Annotated in this window: 21 protein-coding genes; 9 read left to right on the top strand and 12 right to left on the bottom strand. The window is 56.2% G+C overall.

The annotated features are described in order from the left end of the window. Position 1: 1 nt before the first annotated feature. The 5 genes from gspK to gspG are packed head-to-tail and all read right to left on the bottom strand — an operon-like array spanning position 2 to position 2,660. On the bottom strand, positions 2 to 862 hold the full coding sequence (gspK, locus tag MID00_RS12615; protein WP_254498905.1) for a type II secretion system minor pseudopilin GspK: 861 nt from the start codon (positions 860 to 862) through the stop codon (positions 2 to 4). Then, entirely contained in the window at positions 859 to 1,458 is a 600-nt protein-coding gene (locus MID00_RS12610; RefSeq protein ID WP_035271938.1) for a type II secretion system protein J, read from the bottom strand. Before MID00_RS12610 ends, gspK begins: the two co-directional genes overlap by 4 nt. Continuing rightward, a complete protein-coding gene (gene gspI, locus MID00_RS12605; protein ID WP_254498904.1) occupies positions 1,455 to 1,799 on the bottom strand; it encodes a type II secretion system minor pseudopilin GspI in 345 nt (114 codons plus the stop codon). Before gspI ends, MID00_RS12610 begins: the two co-directional genes overlap by 4 nt. Before the next feature lie 11 nt (positions 1,800 to 1,810). Next, positions 1,811 to 2,260 (bottom strand): type II secretion system protein GspH, encoded by a 450-nt coding sequence (locus MID00_RS12600; RefSeq protein ID WP_232466899.1) that lies wholly within the window; start codon positions 2,258 to 2,260, stop codon positions 1,811 to 1,813. 22 nt (positions 2,261 to 2,282) lie between these two features. Further along, positions 2,283 to 2,660, bottom strand: coding sequence for a type II secretion system major pseudopilin GspG (gene gspG, locus MID00_RS12595; protein ID WP_230940677.1), 378 nt, complete (start codon positions 2,658 to 2,660; stop codon positions 2,283 to 2,285). Positions 2,661 to 2,880: 220 nt separating this feature from the next. Here gspG and MID00_RS12590 point away from each other — a divergent pair, with 220 nt between their 5' ends. Both MID00_RS12590 and MID00_RS12585 read left to right on the top strand, forming a co-directional pair. Next, on the top strand, positions 2,881 to 3,321 hold the full coding sequence (locus MID00_RS12590; RefSeq protein ID WP_009460079.1) for a hypothetical protein: 441 nt from the start codon (positions 2,881 to 2,883) through the stop codon (positions 3,319 to 3,321). 55 nt (positions 3,322 to 3,376) lie between these two features. Next, on the top strand, positions 3,377 to 4,510 hold the full coding sequence (locus MID00_RS12585) for an HPP family protein (RefSeq protein ID WP_254498903.1): 1,134 nt from the start codon (positions 3,377 to 3,379) through the stop codon (positions 4,508 to 4,510). Positions 4,511 to 4,609: 99 nt separating this feature from the next. Here MID00_RS12585 and hppD read toward each other — a convergent pair whose 3' ends face one another. From hppD to aspA, 3 genes are all read right to left on the bottom strand, one after another. Further along, positions 4,610 to 5,686 carry a 4-hydroxyphenylpyruvate dioxygenase gene (gene hppD / locus MID00_RS12580; protein WP_026484753.1) on the bottom strand — a complete coding sequence of 359 codons (1,077 nt, stop codon included), beginning with the start codon at positions 5,684 to 5,686 and terminating at the stop codon, positions 4,610 to 4,612. Between the two features lie 268 nt (positions 5,687 to 5,954). Beyond that, positions 5,955 to 6,338 carry a TSUP family transporter gene (locus MID00_RS12575; protein ID WP_082453649.1) on the bottom strand — a complete coding sequence of 128 codons (384 nt, stop codon included), beginning with the start codon at positions 6,336 to 6,338 and terminating at the stop codon, positions 5,955 to 5,957. Between the two features lie 147 nt (positions 6,339 to 6,485). Beyond that, positions 6,486 to 7,904, bottom strand: coding sequence for an aspartate ammonia-lyase (aspA, locus tag MID00_RS12570; protein ID WP_009460082.1), 1,419 nt, complete (start codon positions 7,902 to 7,904; stop codon positions 6,486 to 6,488). Positions 7,905 to 8,744: 840 nt separating this feature from the next. Between aspA and MID00_RS12565 the strand changes: the two genes are divergently transcribed. From MID00_RS12565 to MID00_RS12540, 6 genes are all read left to right on the top strand, one after another. After that, on the top strand, positions 8,745 to 9,302 hold the full coding sequence (locus MID00_RS12565) for a MarR family winged helix-turn-helix transcriptional regulator (RefSeq protein WP_021446953.1): 558 nt from the start codon (positions 8,745 to 8,747) through the stop codon (positions 9,300 to 9,302). Between the two features lie 111 nt (positions 9,303 to 9,413). Then, positions 9,414 to 10,016: a DUF2946 family protein gene (locus MID00_RS12560; protein ID WP_254498902.1), complete on the top strand. Its 603-nt coding sequence runs from the start codon at positions 9,414 to 9,416 to the stop codon at positions 10,014 to 10,016. 20 nt (positions 10,017 to 10,036) lie between these two features. After that, complete coding sequence (locus tag MID00_RS12555) at positions 10,037 to 10,627, top strand: NUDIX hydrolase (RefSeq protein WP_009460085.1); 591 nt, start codon at positions 10,037 to 10,039, stop codon at positions 10,625 to 10,627. Positions 10,628 to 10,629: 2 nt separating this feature from the next. Continuing rightward, positions 10,630 to 11,358: a leucyl/phenylalanyl-tRNA--protein transferase gene (gene aat, locus MID00_RS12550; protein WP_254498901.1), complete on the top strand. Its 729-nt coding sequence runs from the start codon at positions 10,630 to 10,632 to the stop codon at positions 11,356 to 11,358. A 48-nt stretch (positions 11,359 to 11,406) separates the two neighbouring features. Next, on the top strand, positions 11,407 to 12,129 hold the full coding sequence (locus MID00_RS12545; RefSeq protein WP_021446954.1) for an arginyltransferase: 723 nt from the start codon (positions 11,407 to 11,409) through the stop codon (positions 12,127 to 12,129). A gap of 21 nt (positions 12,130 to 12,150) precedes the next feature. Next, positions 12,151 to 13,185 (top strand): quinone-dependent dihydroorotate dehydrogenase, encoded by a 1,035-nt coding sequence (locus MID00_RS12540; protein WP_021446955.1) that lies wholly within the window; start codon positions 12,151 to 12,153, stop codon positions 13,183 to 13,185. Positions 13,186 to 13,319: 134 nt separating this feature from the next. Here the strand turns inward: MID00_RS12540 and phaP are convergent, their stop codons facing one another. Further along, a complete protein-coding gene (gene phaP / locus MID00_RS12535; RefSeq protein ID WP_009460089.1) occupies positions 13,320 to 13,919 on the bottom strand; it encodes a TIGR01841 family phasin in 600 nt (199 codons plus the stop codon). Between phaP and MID00_RS12530 the strand changes: the two genes are divergently transcribed. Beyond that, the gene (locus MID00_RS12530) at positions 13,918 to 14,130 is read left to right on the top strand and encodes a hypothetical protein (RefSeq protein ID WP_009460090.1); all 213 of its coding nucleotides are present in this window, start codon (positions 13,918 to 13,920) and stop codon (positions 14,128 to 14,130) included. The genes phaP and MID00_RS12530 overlap by 2 nt on opposite strands. Positions 14,131 to 14,163: 33 nt before the next feature. Here the strand turns inward: MID00_RS12530 and MID00_RS12525 are convergent, their stop codons facing one another. From MID00_RS12525 to MID00_RS12515, 3 genes are all read right to left on the bottom strand, one after another. Beyond that, positions 14,164 to 14,913, bottom strand: a complete 750-nt coding sequence (locus MID00_RS12525; protein ID WP_009460091.1) for an IclR family transcriptional regulator — start codon at positions 14,911 to 14,913, stop codon at positions 14,164 to 14,166. 121 nt (positions 14,914 to 15,034) lie between these two features. Continuing rightward, positions 15,035 to 15,844, bottom strand: a complete 810-nt coding sequence (locus MID00_RS12520) for a molybdopterin-binding protein (protein ID WP_254498900.1) — start codon at positions 15,842 to 15,844, stop codon at positions 15,035 to 15,037. Continuing rightward, positions 15,834 to 16,652, bottom strand: a complete 819-nt coding sequence (locus tag MID00_RS12515; protein ID WP_035271921.1) for an EI24 domain-containing protein — start codon at positions 16,650 to 16,652, stop codon at positions 15,834 to 15,836. Before MID00_RS12515 ends, MID00_RS12520 begins: the two co-directional genes overlap by 11 nt. Between the last annotated feature and the right edge of the window lie 39 nt (positions 16,653 to 16,691).

The raw sequence follows: 16,691 nt of genomic DNA, 5'->3' as shown, positions 1-16,691 counted from the left end.
TTCAACGAATCCAGACAATCCGGCTGCGGTCCGCGGCCCTGTTGATCAGGGCCTGGGTCGCTACCCGGCTATGGTCAAGTCGTAACTCGCCACTTAATAAAAACCATTCACTGCGCACGCCCAGCGTTTGCCCCTCCAGCGCCTCCTGACGTTGCAAGCGCGCTTGCACATCGGCCTGGTCCCGAAACCACTGGCCCCGGTCGCGCTGCTCCAAGAGGCCACGCCATTCCACCAGGCTAACGGAAGGCTGCACTGCCGCCAGCACCTGGGCACTGGCGGTATTCACATTCACGGATTTGGCTTGCGGCAAATAGCTCAGATATGGCTCCAGTTGCTTGGCCTGTTGCTCTGCATTGGGAAAGAAGTCCTGCAAATGAGAGGGCCAAGGCGCTTGCCCGGCCTGTGCCCGCTCCAATCGCTGGGCCAGCTCCAAAGCCAAAGAGGGTTCCTGCTGCACATTGCCCAGCAATTGTTCCAATGCCTGTACATAGCGGGCCTGAATGCGACCATCGCGCAGCAATAAAGCCAGATTGAATTTGCCCTGCTCATCCTGGATATAGCCGGAGAAGTAAGCCGCACGGGTCTTGTCCGGAGTCTCTATCTTCAGCTCGCTCAGGGCCTGTGCCCACAGTCCACCTTTGTGCGTCACAGCCGAGCGCTGCGAGTCCAGACGCAAGACCAGCACAGCCCAATCCAGCGCACCGCGCAGCAACCAGTTGGCCTGCATGTAATCGCGCTCGCTGGCCAACTGGGTTGCCAGCCCACTTTGACGCTGGACGATGCCCATGGTGGCAATGGACACCGCCATCACGACCACCAGCGCATTGATCACCGCCATGCCTTGTTGAGATGCCCGATTCATAGCAGCATCACCACTTTGCGATACGGGTGCTCCTGCCCTTCCAACTGCACTGTCAGTTCTATGCCTGTAGCGGCTGCCCCGGCTTGATCGGGCCACGGCCAGCTTTGCCAGCCACGCGCCGGAATCCAGATACGCAAGTTCCAGGCGGTGACCTGCTCCAGCACATCTTGCAAAGGGCCCAACTCGGGCAAGGGGTAAACCGTTCCTGCCTGGGCAATAGCCCGTTGCAACACGCCTTGCTGCAAACGCCATTGAATCTGCTGGGTTCCCGCTCCGGCTTCGGCGCGACGTTCAATCATCAGGATGGCCGGGCCTTCGCCCTTGGCTTGCCAGCGAATACTGGCTGGCAATACCGCCATCGCCCCCGTCGGATCCGCGGGACCTGGTGCGGTGGGCAGATGCAACTCCAGATCCCGGCCCATTTGGGACAAGACATTGAACAAGGCCTGGGTCTGGCGCGCCTGTCGGCCAAGCTGCTCATCCGCGTGCAAGACCGCATCCAGGCCACGCCAGGACATCAGGCTGATCAAGGCCATGATGGTCAGGGCCACCAACATTTCCACCAAAGTGAAGCCTTCCTGGCTCGCGTCTGTCATGGCAAGGACGCCAAGGTCGCGTGCAACTCGGCCAGCACGGGGCCTTGGGGCAAGAAAGCTTGTACCGTTACCTGACGAAAGAAGCGATTGGCCGTGGCCTGCACGGTTTGCTTGCACTGCAAGTTCAAGGCCCCCTGACGACAAGGCACAACGGTTTCACCCGGATCGGGAAACAGGCGGCGCAGCCGCATCTCGGCCACCACACCATCGGCTGCCAACAGAGCCAGGCTGCGTTCATGCATGGCCTGGCTACCAGAGGCGCTAAGGCCCAGTGCGCGCAATCCGGCGGTCAAGGCCACCGAGACGATCGCCAGCGCAATCAATACTTCAATCAAACTCATGCCACGCTCTGTCATGACTGCACATCAAAACGGCCCGTCGGGTCGCTGCGTAAATGCAGGACCTCGTGACCATCATCCAGCTCCAGCTGACGCGGCGCGGACAACCATTCATTCACAAAAACCCACGGTCCCGCCGGCTCCAGGCGCACACGCACTGATTCCAAAGTCCAGGATCGTTGGGGAAACAATTGGGCAAAACGGGCCTGATCGCGCAGCCAGCCCGGAGTGGGGCTGGCACCATCCGTAGCGTCCGGGATCAAGCTGAAGCGATAGCCCTGCTGATCCGCACTCCAGGCGACGCTACGCCCGCTTTCACGCACATAGCTTTGCAGCTCGGCCAGACGCAGAGCCAGTTGACGGGCTTCTCGCTGTATTCCGTGATCCCGGTCCAGCACCAGCACGCTTAAACCCGCGCTGCTGACAATGCCCACGATCAGCAAGACCACCAGGGTCTCGATCAAGGAAAAGCCCCGCTGAGCCACATCAGTCCCAATTGCCTATATCGGCATCACTGCCCGACCCACCGGCCTGCCCATCCGCCCCCAGCGAGAACACATCAATCTCGCCATGAACGCCGGGTTGCAGATACTGGTACGGATTGCCCCAAGGGTCGTTGGGCAGGCGGTCCATATAAGGACGCCAGTTGCGTGGCTCGGGAGGCTGGGTGGGACGCTGGTGCAGTGCCGCCAGACCTTGAGCGGTACTGGGGTAACGGCCGTTATCCAGGCGGTACAGCTTCAGGGCCTGTGTCAGGGCAGCAATGTCCTGACGAGCGGCGACGGCACGTGCCTGATCGGGACGGTCCATCAGACTGGGGACGACCAGGGCGGCCATAATGCCCATGATGACCACCACCACCATGACCTCAATCAGAGAAAAACCTTGTTGAGCGCGGGACTGAACAGAGCCGGCCAAACGGCGTGCCGGACGGCGAGATAAAGTAGATCGAGACATGAAGGAAATAAGCTACCCAAAAAAACCCAAGCTCTTGTCATACGGGCTTCATGCAGCACACGCACACTAAGAGCCCTTAAGACAGCCATCTCGGCCGTCTGCCAAAGCACTATGCGATGCAGTCTAAATGGGTATTATTTCCGCCATATTTCCGTCACATCTTTGGTTGCGTCTGTGTCAGGCCGGTATCGCTCTGGCCCTGATCAATTTGCTGATCAACCTGTTCCTGCCCTCGGATGGGACCATTGCGCCGGTACTGGAAGAAGACCACCGCGAGCAGATCAGCACGCAGCAAATTGCGCAGTGGTTTGGAGGCAGCACCGCGCTGCCCGAGTTGCGTTTGCATGGCATGATCGTAAGCGGCCAGTCGGGGGCAGCCCTGCTCAGCATCAATCAACAGCCGGTACGTGCGTATCGCCCTGGCCAGGAGCTGGCACCGGGTGTGCTGCTGGATTCGCTGCAACGCGAACACATTGTGATTACGGTCGATGCCGTGCCTCAACAAATCGCCACTGAGCGCAAAGGCCCCGCCATCATTCCCGGTATCCAGCAAGGGGCTAAGCCCTGAATTGAAGAGTTAGCAGTATGATTTAAAGCTGTCTTTCTTCTTCACCCTGGTGGGTATGCCTGCTTTACTTCGTCACTGGTTTGACAGCCTGCGCCCCAAGTCGCTGGCCATTGCACGCCCTGAAATGCTGCGTGCCACGCTAGGCGCCACGCTTAGCGTGTTGTTGGTTTCCTCTCTTAGCCTGTACCTGTCGGATTTTGCACATACGCATCATTGGTTGGTGGCGTCCCTGGCTGCCAGCGCCTTGCTGATTTTTCTGGTGCCAAGCAGCCCGTTGGCACAGCCCTGGAACATATTGCTGGGCAATCTGGTGGGCGCACTCACAGGCATTACCTGCGCGGTGCTGCTCCCTCATCCGATTGCTGCCATTACGATGGCCGTCTGCGTTGCCATGCCCATCATGCTGGCCCTGCGCTGCGTGCATCCGCCCAGTCTGGCAATGGCGGTCTTTCCCGCCCTGAATGGTATTCAGAACTACGACTTCGTCCTGTTTCCGGTGCTGTTTGACTCCTGCGTGCTGATCCTTCTGGGCATGCTGTACAACCGCCTGACCGGCGTGGCTTATCCGCCGGTACATAAACCCGCAACACGTCCGGCCGCCACACCAGCCCGCTTTACGGACCAGGATTACGATGCGGCTTTAAGCCACTACAACCAGACGCTGAACATCAGCCACGATGATCTGGAAAAGCTGGTCGGCTATGTGCACCAGTCTGCCTTCCGACGCAATCTGGGCACACGCCGCTGCTCCACCCTGATGAATGATGCGCCTCTGTCCTGCCTGGTCAGTACGCCCTTGCAGCAGGCCTGGGACATGATGCGCGAGCGCAAGATCAAGGCCTTGCCCGTGCTGGATCAGAACAAGCACGTGATTGGTATCCTGGCCCTGTCGGACTTCTTGCAACGCGCCGGACTGGATCAGCCGGATAATCTGCGCCAGCGACTCAAGCGCTTCTTGAGCCCCCGACAGCGTGCAGCCCCCACAGTAGCCGAGATCATGACTGCGCCTGCCGTTACCGCCAACGCAAACTGGTCGGTGGCAGAGCTGATTCCCTTGTTCAGCCAGGGCCGCCACCGTCACATGCCTGTGGTCAATGACCATAAAGAGTTGGTAGGCATGATTACCCAATCTGACCTGATGCTGGAGCTGTTCAGAATCCTGCAGCCACCACGCGGCAAGCAGGACTGAATATATAGATTCAGCCCAAAAAAAATCCCCACTGTTTGCCATCGCCAAACAGTGGGGACAGATCAGCACCCGTGCGTCCAGCACAGGCGCAGAACCTTGTTACTCGGCCTGCAAGACACCACGGCGCAACTGATCGCGCTCGATGGATTCAAACAAGGCCTTGAAGTTGCCTTCACCAAAACCATCATCGCCCTTGCGCTGAATGAACTCGAAGAACACGGGGCCCATCAAGGTTTCAGAGAAAATCTGCAGCAAGAGACGGCGGTGGCCACCTTCCGATGTGCCGTCCAGCAAAATGCCACGGCTTTGCAGTTCTGCGGTGGGTTCACCGTGTGCAGGCAGGCGGCCTTCCAGCATCTCGTAATAGGTTTGTGGCGGTGCGGTCATAAAGCGCATGCCCATGGCCTTGAGCTTGTCCCAGGAGGCGATCAGATCGTCGGTCAGGAAAGCCACGTGCTGAATACCTTCACCATTGAACTGCATCAGGAATTCTTCGATCTGGCCCGAGCCCTTGGCAGATTCCTCGTTCAGGGGAATGCGGATTTTGCCATCGGGGGCGGTCATGGCCTTGGACGTCAGGCCGGTATATTCGCCCTTGATGTCGAAATAGCGAATCTCACGGAAGTTGAACAGGTGCTCATAGAACTGGGCCCAGTAAGCCATGCGGCCGCGATACACGTTATGGGTCAGGTGATCGATCTCTTTCAGGCCCGCGCCCACGGGATGACGATCCACCCCGTCCAGGTAAACGAAGTCAATATCGTAGATGGAGTTGCCTTCACCAAAACGGTCGATCAGGTACAGAGGGGCACCACCAATACCCTTGATGGCAGGCAGACGCAGTTCCATCGGTCCGGTAGGAATATCGACGGGTTGGGCACCCAGTTCCAGCGCGCGCTCGTAGGCTTTTTGCGCATCACGCACCCGGAACGCCATGCCGCAGGCCGAAGGGCCATGCTCGGCGGCAAAGTAAGCAGCGTGGCTCTTGGGTTCTTCGTTCAGGATCAGATTGATCTCACCCTGGCGATACAGGGACACTTTCTTGGAGCGGTGTACCGCCACTTTGGTGAACCCCATCATCTCGAAGACAGGTTCCATCACACCAGGCTGGGGAGCGGCAAATTCGATGAACTCAAAGCCCATCAGGCCCATTGGATTTTCAAACAAGTCAGTCATAGCAGACTCCAGTTGCAATCAGGTAATCAAAGATGGCGTAAAAACGCCTTGAAACTTGGGCTCAAGCCTTGCAGGGGGGCGCGCAGGATACCCCACGCACACTGCGTGCCAAGTGATCACCAAACAACAATTGAAATCCCAGAAACCTCACAGGCTCTGCTCCAGTGGGCGGGAAGCCGAAATGCATTCCCATCGCCGACATTTATTATCAGGTAAACAGGCCTTTTTTCGATATAGAGCATTACCCTAGAGGCTTCAACCACCTGCTCTAGCGCGCCAGCAGCTGCGGCACGGACGAGACCAGCATGGCAATGCCGGACAGGGTCAACAGACTTAAAACAATGGCCCGAAACGTGCTTTGGCTAATGCCCACATACAGGCGCGCGCCCGCCAGCACAGGGATCAGCACAGCCAGCATCACCAGTCCTATAGACGGCAACAGGATCTGCCAATAAGAGGTACGCCGCCGGGTGAAGGCGGCAATCATCTGCCCTGTCCAGGCACCGCATACCGCCAGCACCGCCGCCAGTTGAGGCTCCAGAAACCAGGCCCAGCAGGACATGGCCACCATGCCAAAGGCAAATCCCGACAAACCCTGCACAAAACCCGCCACAATGGCGCCAACAGCCACCGCCCAGTAAACCGACTCCATCATCCCCCGCTGCTCCTTGCCTGTAGACAAGCGACAGTATCTCTCTTTACGAATCGAGCGGACAGAAAAAAGCCCCCACAATGGAGGCTTCCCAAACTGTTACCGGCGTCGGCCAAGACTGGCCAATCAGGCCTGGTTCAGATTGGTTCAGGCTGGGTCAGCAGCACGCAGATCACGAGGTTGGATCAGCGATTCGGCACGCAACACGTCATTCAGGGTCTCGGCATCCATCAAACCACGCTTGAGAACCACGTCACGAATATTGGTACCTGTCTGGAAGGCTTCGGCGGCAACCGAGGTAGCCGCTTTGTAACCGATGAACGGGTTCAAGGCGGTGACCAGGGAAATGGAACGCTCGATATTGCTTTCCAGGCATTCACGGTTGGCAGTGATACCTACCACGCAGAACTGGGTCAGCGTGTCGCAAGCATTGCTCAACAAAGCCATGCTACGCAACAGGGAGTGAATAATCACAGGCTCAAACGCGTTCAGCTGCAACTGACCGGCTTCAGCAGCCATGGTCACGGTCATGTCGGCACCAATCACTTCAAAGGCAACCTGGTTGACCACTTCAGGGATCACGGGGTTGACTTTACCGGGCATGATGGACGAACCAGCTTGCACGGCGGGCAGACAAATTTCACCCATACCAGCACGAGGGCCACTGGAGAGCAGACGCAAGTCGTTGGACAGCTTGGACAGCTTGACGGCAGCGCGCTTCAACACACCCGACAGGTGCAGGAAACCGCCGCAATCCTGAGTGGCTTCGATCAAATCGTCAGAGACACGCAGTTGAACACCGGATAGATCGGACAAGGCAGCCACAGCCAGCTGAGCATACTCAGGGTGAGCCGTAATGCCGGTACCAATAGCCGTACCGCCCAGATTCACGTCACACATCAGCTTGCGCGATTCTTTCAGACGCACGATGTCTTCGTTGATCATGGTGGCAAAGGCGTTGAACTCCTGACCCAGGGTCATGGGCACAGCATCTTGCAACTGAGTGCGGCCAATCTTCATGTACGAGGAGAATTCCTCGGACTTTTTCAGGAAGGCGTCGCGCAGACGTTCCATGGCGGCAAACAGCGGGTCCAGCGAACGGTAGGCAGCCAGGTGCAAAGCCGTTGGATAGACATCGTTGGTGCTTTGGGCCATGTTCACATCTTCATTGGGGTGAAGATACTGGTACTCGCCGCGCTTGTGCCCCATATGTTCCAAGGCCAAGTTACAAATAACCTCGTTGGCATTCATATTGGTCGAGGTACCTGCGCCGCCCTGAATCATGTCTACCACGAAATGCTCATGGCACTTGCCCGCTTGTACGGCCTGACATGCAGCCACAATGGCGTCGTGCTTATCCTGCTCCAGCAAACCCAGTTTGAAATTGGCCTGAGCAGCTGCCTGCTTGACCAGCGCCAGAGCATTAATCAGTTCCGGGTAAGTTGAAATAGGCGTACCGGTAATGTGGAAATTCTCCTTGGCACGCAAGGTATGAACACCATAATAGACTTCATCGGGGACTTGGCGGTCTCCCAGCAAATCATGTTCGATACGGAACTGACTCATAATTCCTTCGTTTCCTTAATAACGATAGCAAGACTTTTTTGATACGCCTCATACTCAATCCCGGACTACAAACGGAACAAAGCCCTACCATTTCTTGCGAACTTGGCAGGGGCTCGGGGACATGCTGGCAAATACCGCTAATAAGCTTTGGATAATGCTTGTATCCAATTCCGGAAAGCAAAGGCCCGTAAAAAACGGGCCTCTATTGCAATCCGCCAAGCGGGGTGAATGATCCAACCGCCTTTTTTGAAGGCATCGTCGAGCTCGGGAAGCGCTTTGAACATTGTAAACGCCGAGCGCTCACATGCACGTCGTTTTGCGGTTTTTCTTGAGTTGGGCCGCCTTGTCTTCCTGACTGACAGTTGAAAACTCGCTTAATTTAGCGGTGTATCTCCGATATAGCTCGCTCATCATGTCTGTAACAAGAGTCTGGCGCTTTGGACACGAGCGTTGCGCGCTTGCATCATTTTGATGCGTTCAAGCCATAAGACTCACAGCACAGGATCAAAAATCATCCCATGCTGCCCGGATAGGAAGTCCGGAAACCTTGCAGTTTGAGAAAAAAAGGAAGGCAAAAGAGTATACACAAGCTTTACGACTATTCTGTAAACCCATAGCCGCTTATACTGAAAAAAATTGACCTTATTTTACTAAATGAAAATTCCTAATCAATAAAAGATGTTTAAATCAATAAAAATGGAATTAAAAAATAAGATAAATTTCCACATTAAAAGCAGCGGCTCAGTAATAAAAGAAAGCAAACCCGTTTTTATTGGGTTTTATTGATTCTTTCTAAATAACTACTGCTCTTTGCCGCGCACTCCTTAACGGCACAGCACTATGAAATTACTCGATCTGAAATATCAAACTATCCTGAGCGAATCCCAACGCCAGGCCCACCCTAAAACCGAGGATATCGAACTGTGTTTACGCGTTCTGTCGCTGGCCTCCAGCATTAATCGCGCTTCCAGCTCTGTTCTGAACGAATTTGGTCTGTCCGAAGGACGTCTGGTTCTGCTGTTCTTGCTTAGCCGCCAACCCTCTGGCCTGAGCCCCGCGCTATTGGCAGAACAAGCTGGCGTGACCCGCGCCACCATCACCGGCCTGCTCGACGGGCTGGAACAGCAGCAATTGCTGGTACGCCAGAACAATACCTCGGACCGCCGCGTGCTCACTGTTAAACTCACCGAGGCCGGACAAGAGTTGTGCGAGCACCTGCTGCCCTATTACATCGAGTGGCTATCGGGCGTATTTAGTCATGTGCCCCAAGACGTGCGCGAACGCTTGTCCAATTTGTTATCCAAAGCCCTGCAAGGCAACGACACACCGGAAATCAAAGTTGAAAAGCCTCTTTCGCACACCATCCCCGGAACCATGCAGCGCAGTTATATGGCTTAAGGCGCAAACTCGCCTTGCCCCAGGGTCGACCTTGTCGTCGGCCCTACACCGTCAAGGGTGGCAACCGTATCGGTGCCACCCTTTGTTTTCGTCCCTGCAAGGCTGAAACTTATGGATGCTGCTGTTATGGATGCCATGAAAAAATGGCCCAATGTACCCGCTGTCAGCGGGTATATCTCTTTGGATCAGTCTGGTCATTGGCGTCATCACCCGGCTGGCGATGCTAACCAGCACCCAGGGAAAGTGGGCGAGCGCATTGCCCACCAGGGTTTGTTGGCATTTTTCAACCGCAATTATCAGGCGGACGAACAAGGCCGCTGGTTTATCCAGAATGGTCCGCAACGTGTTTATGTCCGTCTGGACGCCGCCCCACTGATTGTGTCCCTGGCCCAGGATCAAGCTCATTTGCAAGACCATACTGGCCGACCTGTTGAAACTATTCAGGCCTGGTACATCAGCGCTGAGGGCAGGCTCTATTTGCGCACCTCCGCAGGCCCGGCCTTGTTGGCGGGTCGTGATGTTCCTGCCCTGCTGGAACAGTTACGCACAGACCAACACGGCCTGGAGAGTCTGGATCTGGAGCAAGCCCAGCGCAGCGAGGGCTGGTCCTTGCCCGCTTACCCACAAGCCTTTTCCCTGACAGTCTGGTCGTCCTGCGTGTCGCCCGCCGAGGAATTGGCGTATATTGTTTTGCCAGAGCCCGATCCCATTTGAACCGCCATCACAGAATCTGCATGACCCAGCCATCCGCCTCTTTCTATTTCCCCGCCCCACGCACGCAAAACTTCTGCAATCAATGTGGCAGCAAATTGACACGCCTGGTGCCCCCGGACGATAACCGCATGCGTGATGTCTGCGAAAATTGCGGCGCGGTGCACTACCAGAATCCCCGCAATGTGGTCGGTATTGTGCCCATGTGGAAGGACGATCAGGTCTTGCTGTGCCGTCGCGCTATCGAGCCGCGCTACAACACCTGGACCTTGCCCGCCGGTTTCATGGAGCTGGGCGAAACGCTGGGGCAAGGCGCCTTGCGTGAAATGGGCGAGGAAGCGGGTGCGCAAGTCGAACCCGGCCCACTCTTTACCGTTATCAGCGTACCTTACGCTGAACAAGTTCACGTGTACTACTTGGCCAAAGTCATCAGCGACGTGCTGGACCCCGGTCCGGAGTCCCTGGAAGCCCGCTTCTTCCACCTGGACGACATCCCTTGGGACAACCTGGCTTTTCGCACCGTAACCGCCACCCTGGAGCGTTACGTCGAAGACCACAAGGCAGGCCGCTTCCAGATTCACGAATTTGATATCGCCCCCCGCGACCACGGCTGATCATGTCGCTTGTATGGGTCGCTCCTGATCAGGCCCTGCCCAGCCCTGAACACGCCAGCCCCGACGGGCTGGTGGCTGCCGGTCTGGATTTAAGCGTTCCACGCCTCCTGGAAGCCTATAGCCAGGGCATGTTTCCCTGGTACAGCCCTGGCGACCCGGTTCTGTGGTGGTCTCCTGATCCGCGCATGGTGCTGGAGGTCGATCAATTCAAGATTTCCCGCTCCCTGGGCAAAAAACTGCGCCAGATTGCACGGCAGCAAGATCAGGACGACGCCCCTGTCCGTGTCACCTGCGATCTGGCCTTTGAGCAAGTTATAGGCCAATGCGCCGCCCAACGTAGTGCGACCGGCACCTGGATCAGCCCGGATATTGAGCAGGTCTATACAGATTTGCACCACAGTGGCTACGCCCACAGCGTAGAAACCTGGATGGGCGGCAAGCTGGTCGGCGGTTTGTATGGGGTGAATCTGGGCCGCTTTTTCTTTGGCGAATCCATGTTTGCCTTGCAAACCGATGCCAGCAAGATCGCCCTGGCCCATCTGGTGGAGTTCCTGAAGTTCGCGGGCATCCCGTATATAGACTGCCAGCAAGAGACATCGCATCTGGCCAGTCTGGGTGCCAGCCCCATCCCCCGGAAAGACTTTATGGCTGCCCTGAGCTGGGCCAAAGATCAACCCAGCCCGGTCTGGCCGCGTGGGGCATTGCAACTAGGCCTGCCCCCAACTTGCTAGGCTGGCGCGAGCATCCCATAATGGCTCTATCACGCTTGGCAGAGTCGCATGAATTATCCCAAAGCACCCAGTCCCCAAACGCTGCAATTCTATTCCACGGCCAGCTATCGTTGCAGTTACCTGCCAGAACAACAGGCACGCTCGCTGGTTGCCGCTCCTGCTCACCTGATTAACGACACGGTTTACTCCAAGCTGGTCCAGCAAGGCTTTCGACGCAGCGGCACCTTCACCTATCGCCCCTATTGCGACCAGTGCCGCGCTTGCCTGCCCCTGCGTTGTGACACCCTGCATTTTCAGCCTGACCGTGCCCAGCGCCGTGCCAAAAAACGCCACGGCAATCTGGTCGTACAAGACCTGCCCCTGCACTGGAATGCCGAACACTACGAGCTGTACCGCCGTTACCAGGCCAGTCGCCACCCCGGCGCCGGCATGGACGAGGACGACCAGTCTCAGTACGCCCAGTTTCTGCTGGCCAGCCATGTCACTTCGCGCCTGCTGGAGTTTCGTGAACCCGACGGTACCTTGAAAATTGTGGCCGTCATCGACGTGCTGCAAGACGGGCTTTCCGCTGTCTATACCTTTTTTGATCCCGACGACACCGGCAGTCTGGGCACCTACGCCGTGCTCTGGCAGTTGGACTATTGCCGTCAACAATCCCTGCCCTGGCTCTATTTAGGCTACTGGATCGAAGAAAGCCGTAAAATGGCCTACAAAACCCGCTTTCGCCCCTACCAGCTCCTGATGAAAGGTCGTTGGGAATGGCTGGCTTAACGTCCTCTTTTATCGATCCCCATGTCTGCCCTATTCAGCCTTTATCCCTTGGCTCGCCGGGTGCTGTTCAGTCTGGATGCTGAACACGCTCACGAACTGACTCTGAAATCCCTGCATTGCGCCCACCAAACTCCTATTTTGGGCAGTTTGCTGAAAGACCTGCCCAGCAAGCCTCTGGAACTGATGGGTTTGAAGCTGCGCAATCCTGTGGGTCTGGCCGCAGGCCTGGATAAGAATGGCGCGCATATTGATGCCCTGGGCGCACTGGGCTTTGGTTTTGTCGAAGTTGGCACAGTGACCCCGAAAGCGCAGCCCGGCAATCCCAAACCACGCCTGTTCCGCTTGCCTGAAGCCAATAGCCTGATCAATCGCTTTGGCTTTAACAACCACGGCCTGGATACCTTTATTGAAAATGTGCGCAAAAGCCAGTTCCGCTCGCAAGGCGGCATTCTGGGCCTGAATATTGGCAAGAACGCGAGCACCCCTATTGAACAGGCCGATCAGGACTATCTGACGTGTCTGCGTGCGGTCTACCCCCACGCCGATTACGTCACTGTGAATATCTCCTCACCCAACACGCAAAACCTGCGTGCCTTGCAGGCTCAGGATGAACTGGCTCGTCTGCTCGGTTCCTTGCAAGCGCTACGTACGGAATTGGCACAAGAACACCAACGCTACGTGCCCATTGTGGTGAAAATCGCCCCTGACCTGGATCAATCACAAATTGATGCCATTGCGGACACGGTTCCATCGCAAGGTCTGGACGGCATTATTGCCACCAATACCACCTTGTCGCGCGATGCCGTACAGGGTTTGCGCCACGGCCAGGAGCAAGGCGGTTTGTCCGGTCCACCAGTGCACGAATTATCCTTGAACGTCATTCGTCGTCTGCGCGAGCAACTAGGCCCCGACTTCCCTATTATTGGTGTTGGCGGTATTGAATCTGGCCGTCAGGCTCAGGAAAAGATCCAGGCCGGAGCCCAGGCGGTACAGCTGTATACCGGCTTGATTTACAAAGGCCCGGCCCTGATTTCCGAGTGCATTCGCGCCCTGTAAAACGCATCGTGCCCGCGTAACGCGTGCACTAGCACCCTGAAGCACGTTCACTATTGGCACTGCACGCAAGAAAAAAGCCAGCTCAATGAGCTGGCTTTTTCTTTAGCGCCTGATTAAATCAGACAAGCAAAAACTTACTTCTTGCTGGTAGCAGCAGTCGCAGCAGCGGCAGCGGCTTCAACCGTTTTGTTGCTGGCTTCGGTGACTTGAGCAGCAGCTTTCAGGCTGGCGTTGGTGGCAGCCTGGATGTTGCTTTCAGCAGCATCAGCAGCTTGGCGAGCAGCCTTGACAACGGTTTCAGCAGCGTTGGAAGCCGTGGCGAAGGAAGACTTCAGCAAAGCAACAGCGCTTTCGGTACCGGTAGGCGCATTTTTGGCCAGCTGGTCGATAGCGTCAGCGGCGTGCTGTTGACCTTGAGCCAGTTGAGCTTCAGCGATACGCGACAGGTTCAGTTGCAGATCGGAGAAGATGTCGTAAACGCTTTTGCCGTATTCCAGAGCCTGGGCAGCATTAGGCTTGGCCACGCTTTGCGACAGGGCCACAACGTCTTGCACGTCTTTGGCGTTGATAACTTGCTGGGATTGGCCTGCCGCTTGTTCCAGCGAGCTGCGCAGCAGATTCAGGTTCAGACCAACCAGTTTTTCAAAGCCTTGCAGCAATTGACCTTGAGCAGCGAACAGGTTGTTCAAAGTAGCTTGTTGGGATTCCAGTACGTTTTGTGGAATAGCACTCATGATGTTTTCCTTGGAGATACGTGGCCTGGGTCAAGCCAGCGTGAAATTAGTGTCAGTGTTACTAGACAAGGGTCTGAAGAAGGCCCGGCCCATTCGCAACTACGCAAGGCAAACCTTCTATGTTGCACCGCAACAATTCAACTTTAAGCGCTATCCAAAACAAAGTCAACGTAATTTGTTGCGCTGCAACAAAACCGTCATGGACTTGTAATCAAGACTGGAAAAACAACACTAAAACACAGACTTAACGCTGTTTGTCGTATCCCAGCGTTTCGGAAATTTTAGCGGCGGTATTCAGCAAAACGGGAATCCAGTCGTCGTGCAAACGCTCGGCCGGAGCAGATAAAGACAGACCGGCCAAAAGCTTGCCGGTGTCGTCATACACACCAGCCGCAATACAGCGCACACCCATCTCCAGCTCCTCGTTATCGCGGGCATAGCCCAGACGACGAACTTGCGCCAATTCGCGCTCCAGCAATTCCAGTTGAGTAATGCTGTTACGGGTAGCACCGGCCAAGCCGGTACGCATGACGTAGGCCCGCACCTGACGCGGTTCCCAGGAAGCCAGAAACAGCTTGCCGGTCGAGGTCAAATGCAAAGGTGCATGGCCACCAATGGCGCGCACCACCTGCATACCCGAGCTCTCGCTCCAGGAACGTTCCACATAGACAATTTCATCGCCCTGCTGCAAGGACAGATTCACCGTTTGTCCGGTGTACTTGTGCAGCTCGCGCATGGGGCCCAGGGAAGCCGCACGCACATTCAGACGGCCTTTAACCAGGGAGCCCAGCTCCAGCAAACGCATGCCCAGTCGGTATAAACCGCTGTCCACGCGCTCCACATAACGCCCCACTACCAGATCGTTCAGGATACGGTGAGTGGTTGAGGTATGCAGGCCAGTTGCAGCCGCCAGATTCTTCAATGCCACTGGCTCAGATTGCTTGGCCAGTTCGTCCAATAGAATCATGGCGCGTTCCAGAACCTGGATCGACATCTGACCACCATTGTTTGACGACGCGCCTGAGGGCGTAAAGGAATTTGTTGTCATTATTAGGAGAATTATGATGCAACGCAACAAATTCCATAATATGAAATGGTCGCGCGCTTGGCAAGCGCTATTTTAGCGCAGGGCTCAAGCTCCCGCCCAAGTCCAGCACCTGCTGGCGCAAATAAGCCAAGGCCTCTGCCGCCGGTTCCGGCTCCCCTTTAACGCCCAGATCAATATGTGGCTGTCCGCCCGCTTCCCCCACGCTGGGCAGGCTAAACGCTTTCACACCTGGCCAATTTAGCTCTACATGCTCCATGGCCGGCGTAATACGCGACTCTGGCAAGTTAAAGGCCAGGAAAGAGTGTTCGACTCGATGAGCCAGATGGTGCAGTTCCCGATAGCGAGTATCCAGCGTCCACTCCATCATGGGCCAGGCCATCACAGGAAAACCCGGCATGAAGGTGTGATTGTGAATGAAAAAACCGGGAATCTTGTTGTAGACGTTGGGCACAATTTCGGCACCCACCGGGAACACACCCATCTGCAGGCGCTGCTGGTTCTCGGGCAAGGACATATCCGCACTACCCACGCCATTACGCTCATTTTCAGCACAGCGCTCAGCAATCAAGGCTGCGGCCTCGGGATGCAGCCTCAGCTCCACACCCAAAGCCTTGGCCGCCGCCTGGCGGGTTTGATCATCCGGTGTCGCACCAATCCCACCACAGCAAAACACAATATCCGGCGTCGCAAAACTGCGCTCCAGGGTGGCGGCAATCGTATCCAGGTCATCAGGGATGATCTGGGCGCCTCCCAGCTGCAAGCCCCTGGCCCCCAGCAGCTCGATCAGTTTTGAAAAGTGTTTATCGTAGCGACGTCCCGACAGGATTTCGTCGCCAATAATAATCAGACGAATAATGGCTTGATCCTTAGTTGTCATGGTCAATAAGCGTAGTAGAAGCCGCTGCTGCCTCGTGCTGGCGCAGGCGACGAAGGTTTTCCAAAGAGAAGTGGGCAAACACCAGAGCCGAGAACACAGGCAAGACCAGCCAGGCCGGTGGAATCAGGTTCAAAAGGGCAAAGATCAGACCGATCAACCAGTACTGGCTATTCAGACGGGACCACAGATATTTGCGCTCTTGCACATTCGCGTGCTCAACCAGGGAATCCACCCGCAACATGCGCGTCAGGGCAAAAACCCACCACAGCACGGGCAAAATCAGCGCAAAAGGAGGAAAAATCCATAACGGCAAGGTGACCAGCCAACCCACTACAAACAAGGTTCCCACCCACACCGCGTTCCAGACGCTGTAGACCGTGGCATTGTGGCCTTGCTTGATCAGATCGGGATAGTCTTTCTGCTGCAAATGGCCCAGGACCAAAGGCATGACCAGCACAGCGGCAATAATCAGGCCCAACACACCGGCCAGAGGCAACAAAATGCCTAAAGCCAACAAGGGCGCCAGATACACTTTCAGCGAGAACAGGCCCAAGCCCACCAACCACTGATCCACGGATTCAAAGGCATTCCAGCCCCCCAGCAGCTCCAGCAACCAGGTCTGAATGGGGGTCCACAATAGCCAGCTCAGTAAAATCAGGCCCACAAACATGATCAGGAAAGGCATGACCAGGGCCACCAGCATGCGTGGCTGAAATTGCGACACCAAAGAACGCTTGAAGGCGATGGAGATGCTGGCCCAACCGCCAGCAGGGCCCGATCGCGATGGGGCAGACGAAGATACGGACATACTGCTCCTGCTAAGCAAAATCGATTACCCGAGTATCAT

This window comes from Alcaligenes sp. NLF5-7, assembly GCF_024266725.1.
Taxonomy (GTDB): Bacteria; Pseudomonadota; Gammaproteobacteria; order Burkholderiales; family Burkholderiaceae_B; genus Alcaligenes; species Alcaligenes phenolicus.
The sequence above is the reverse complement of the archived record's forward strand: the minus strand, read 5'-3'. Positions and strand labels throughout refer to the sequence as shown.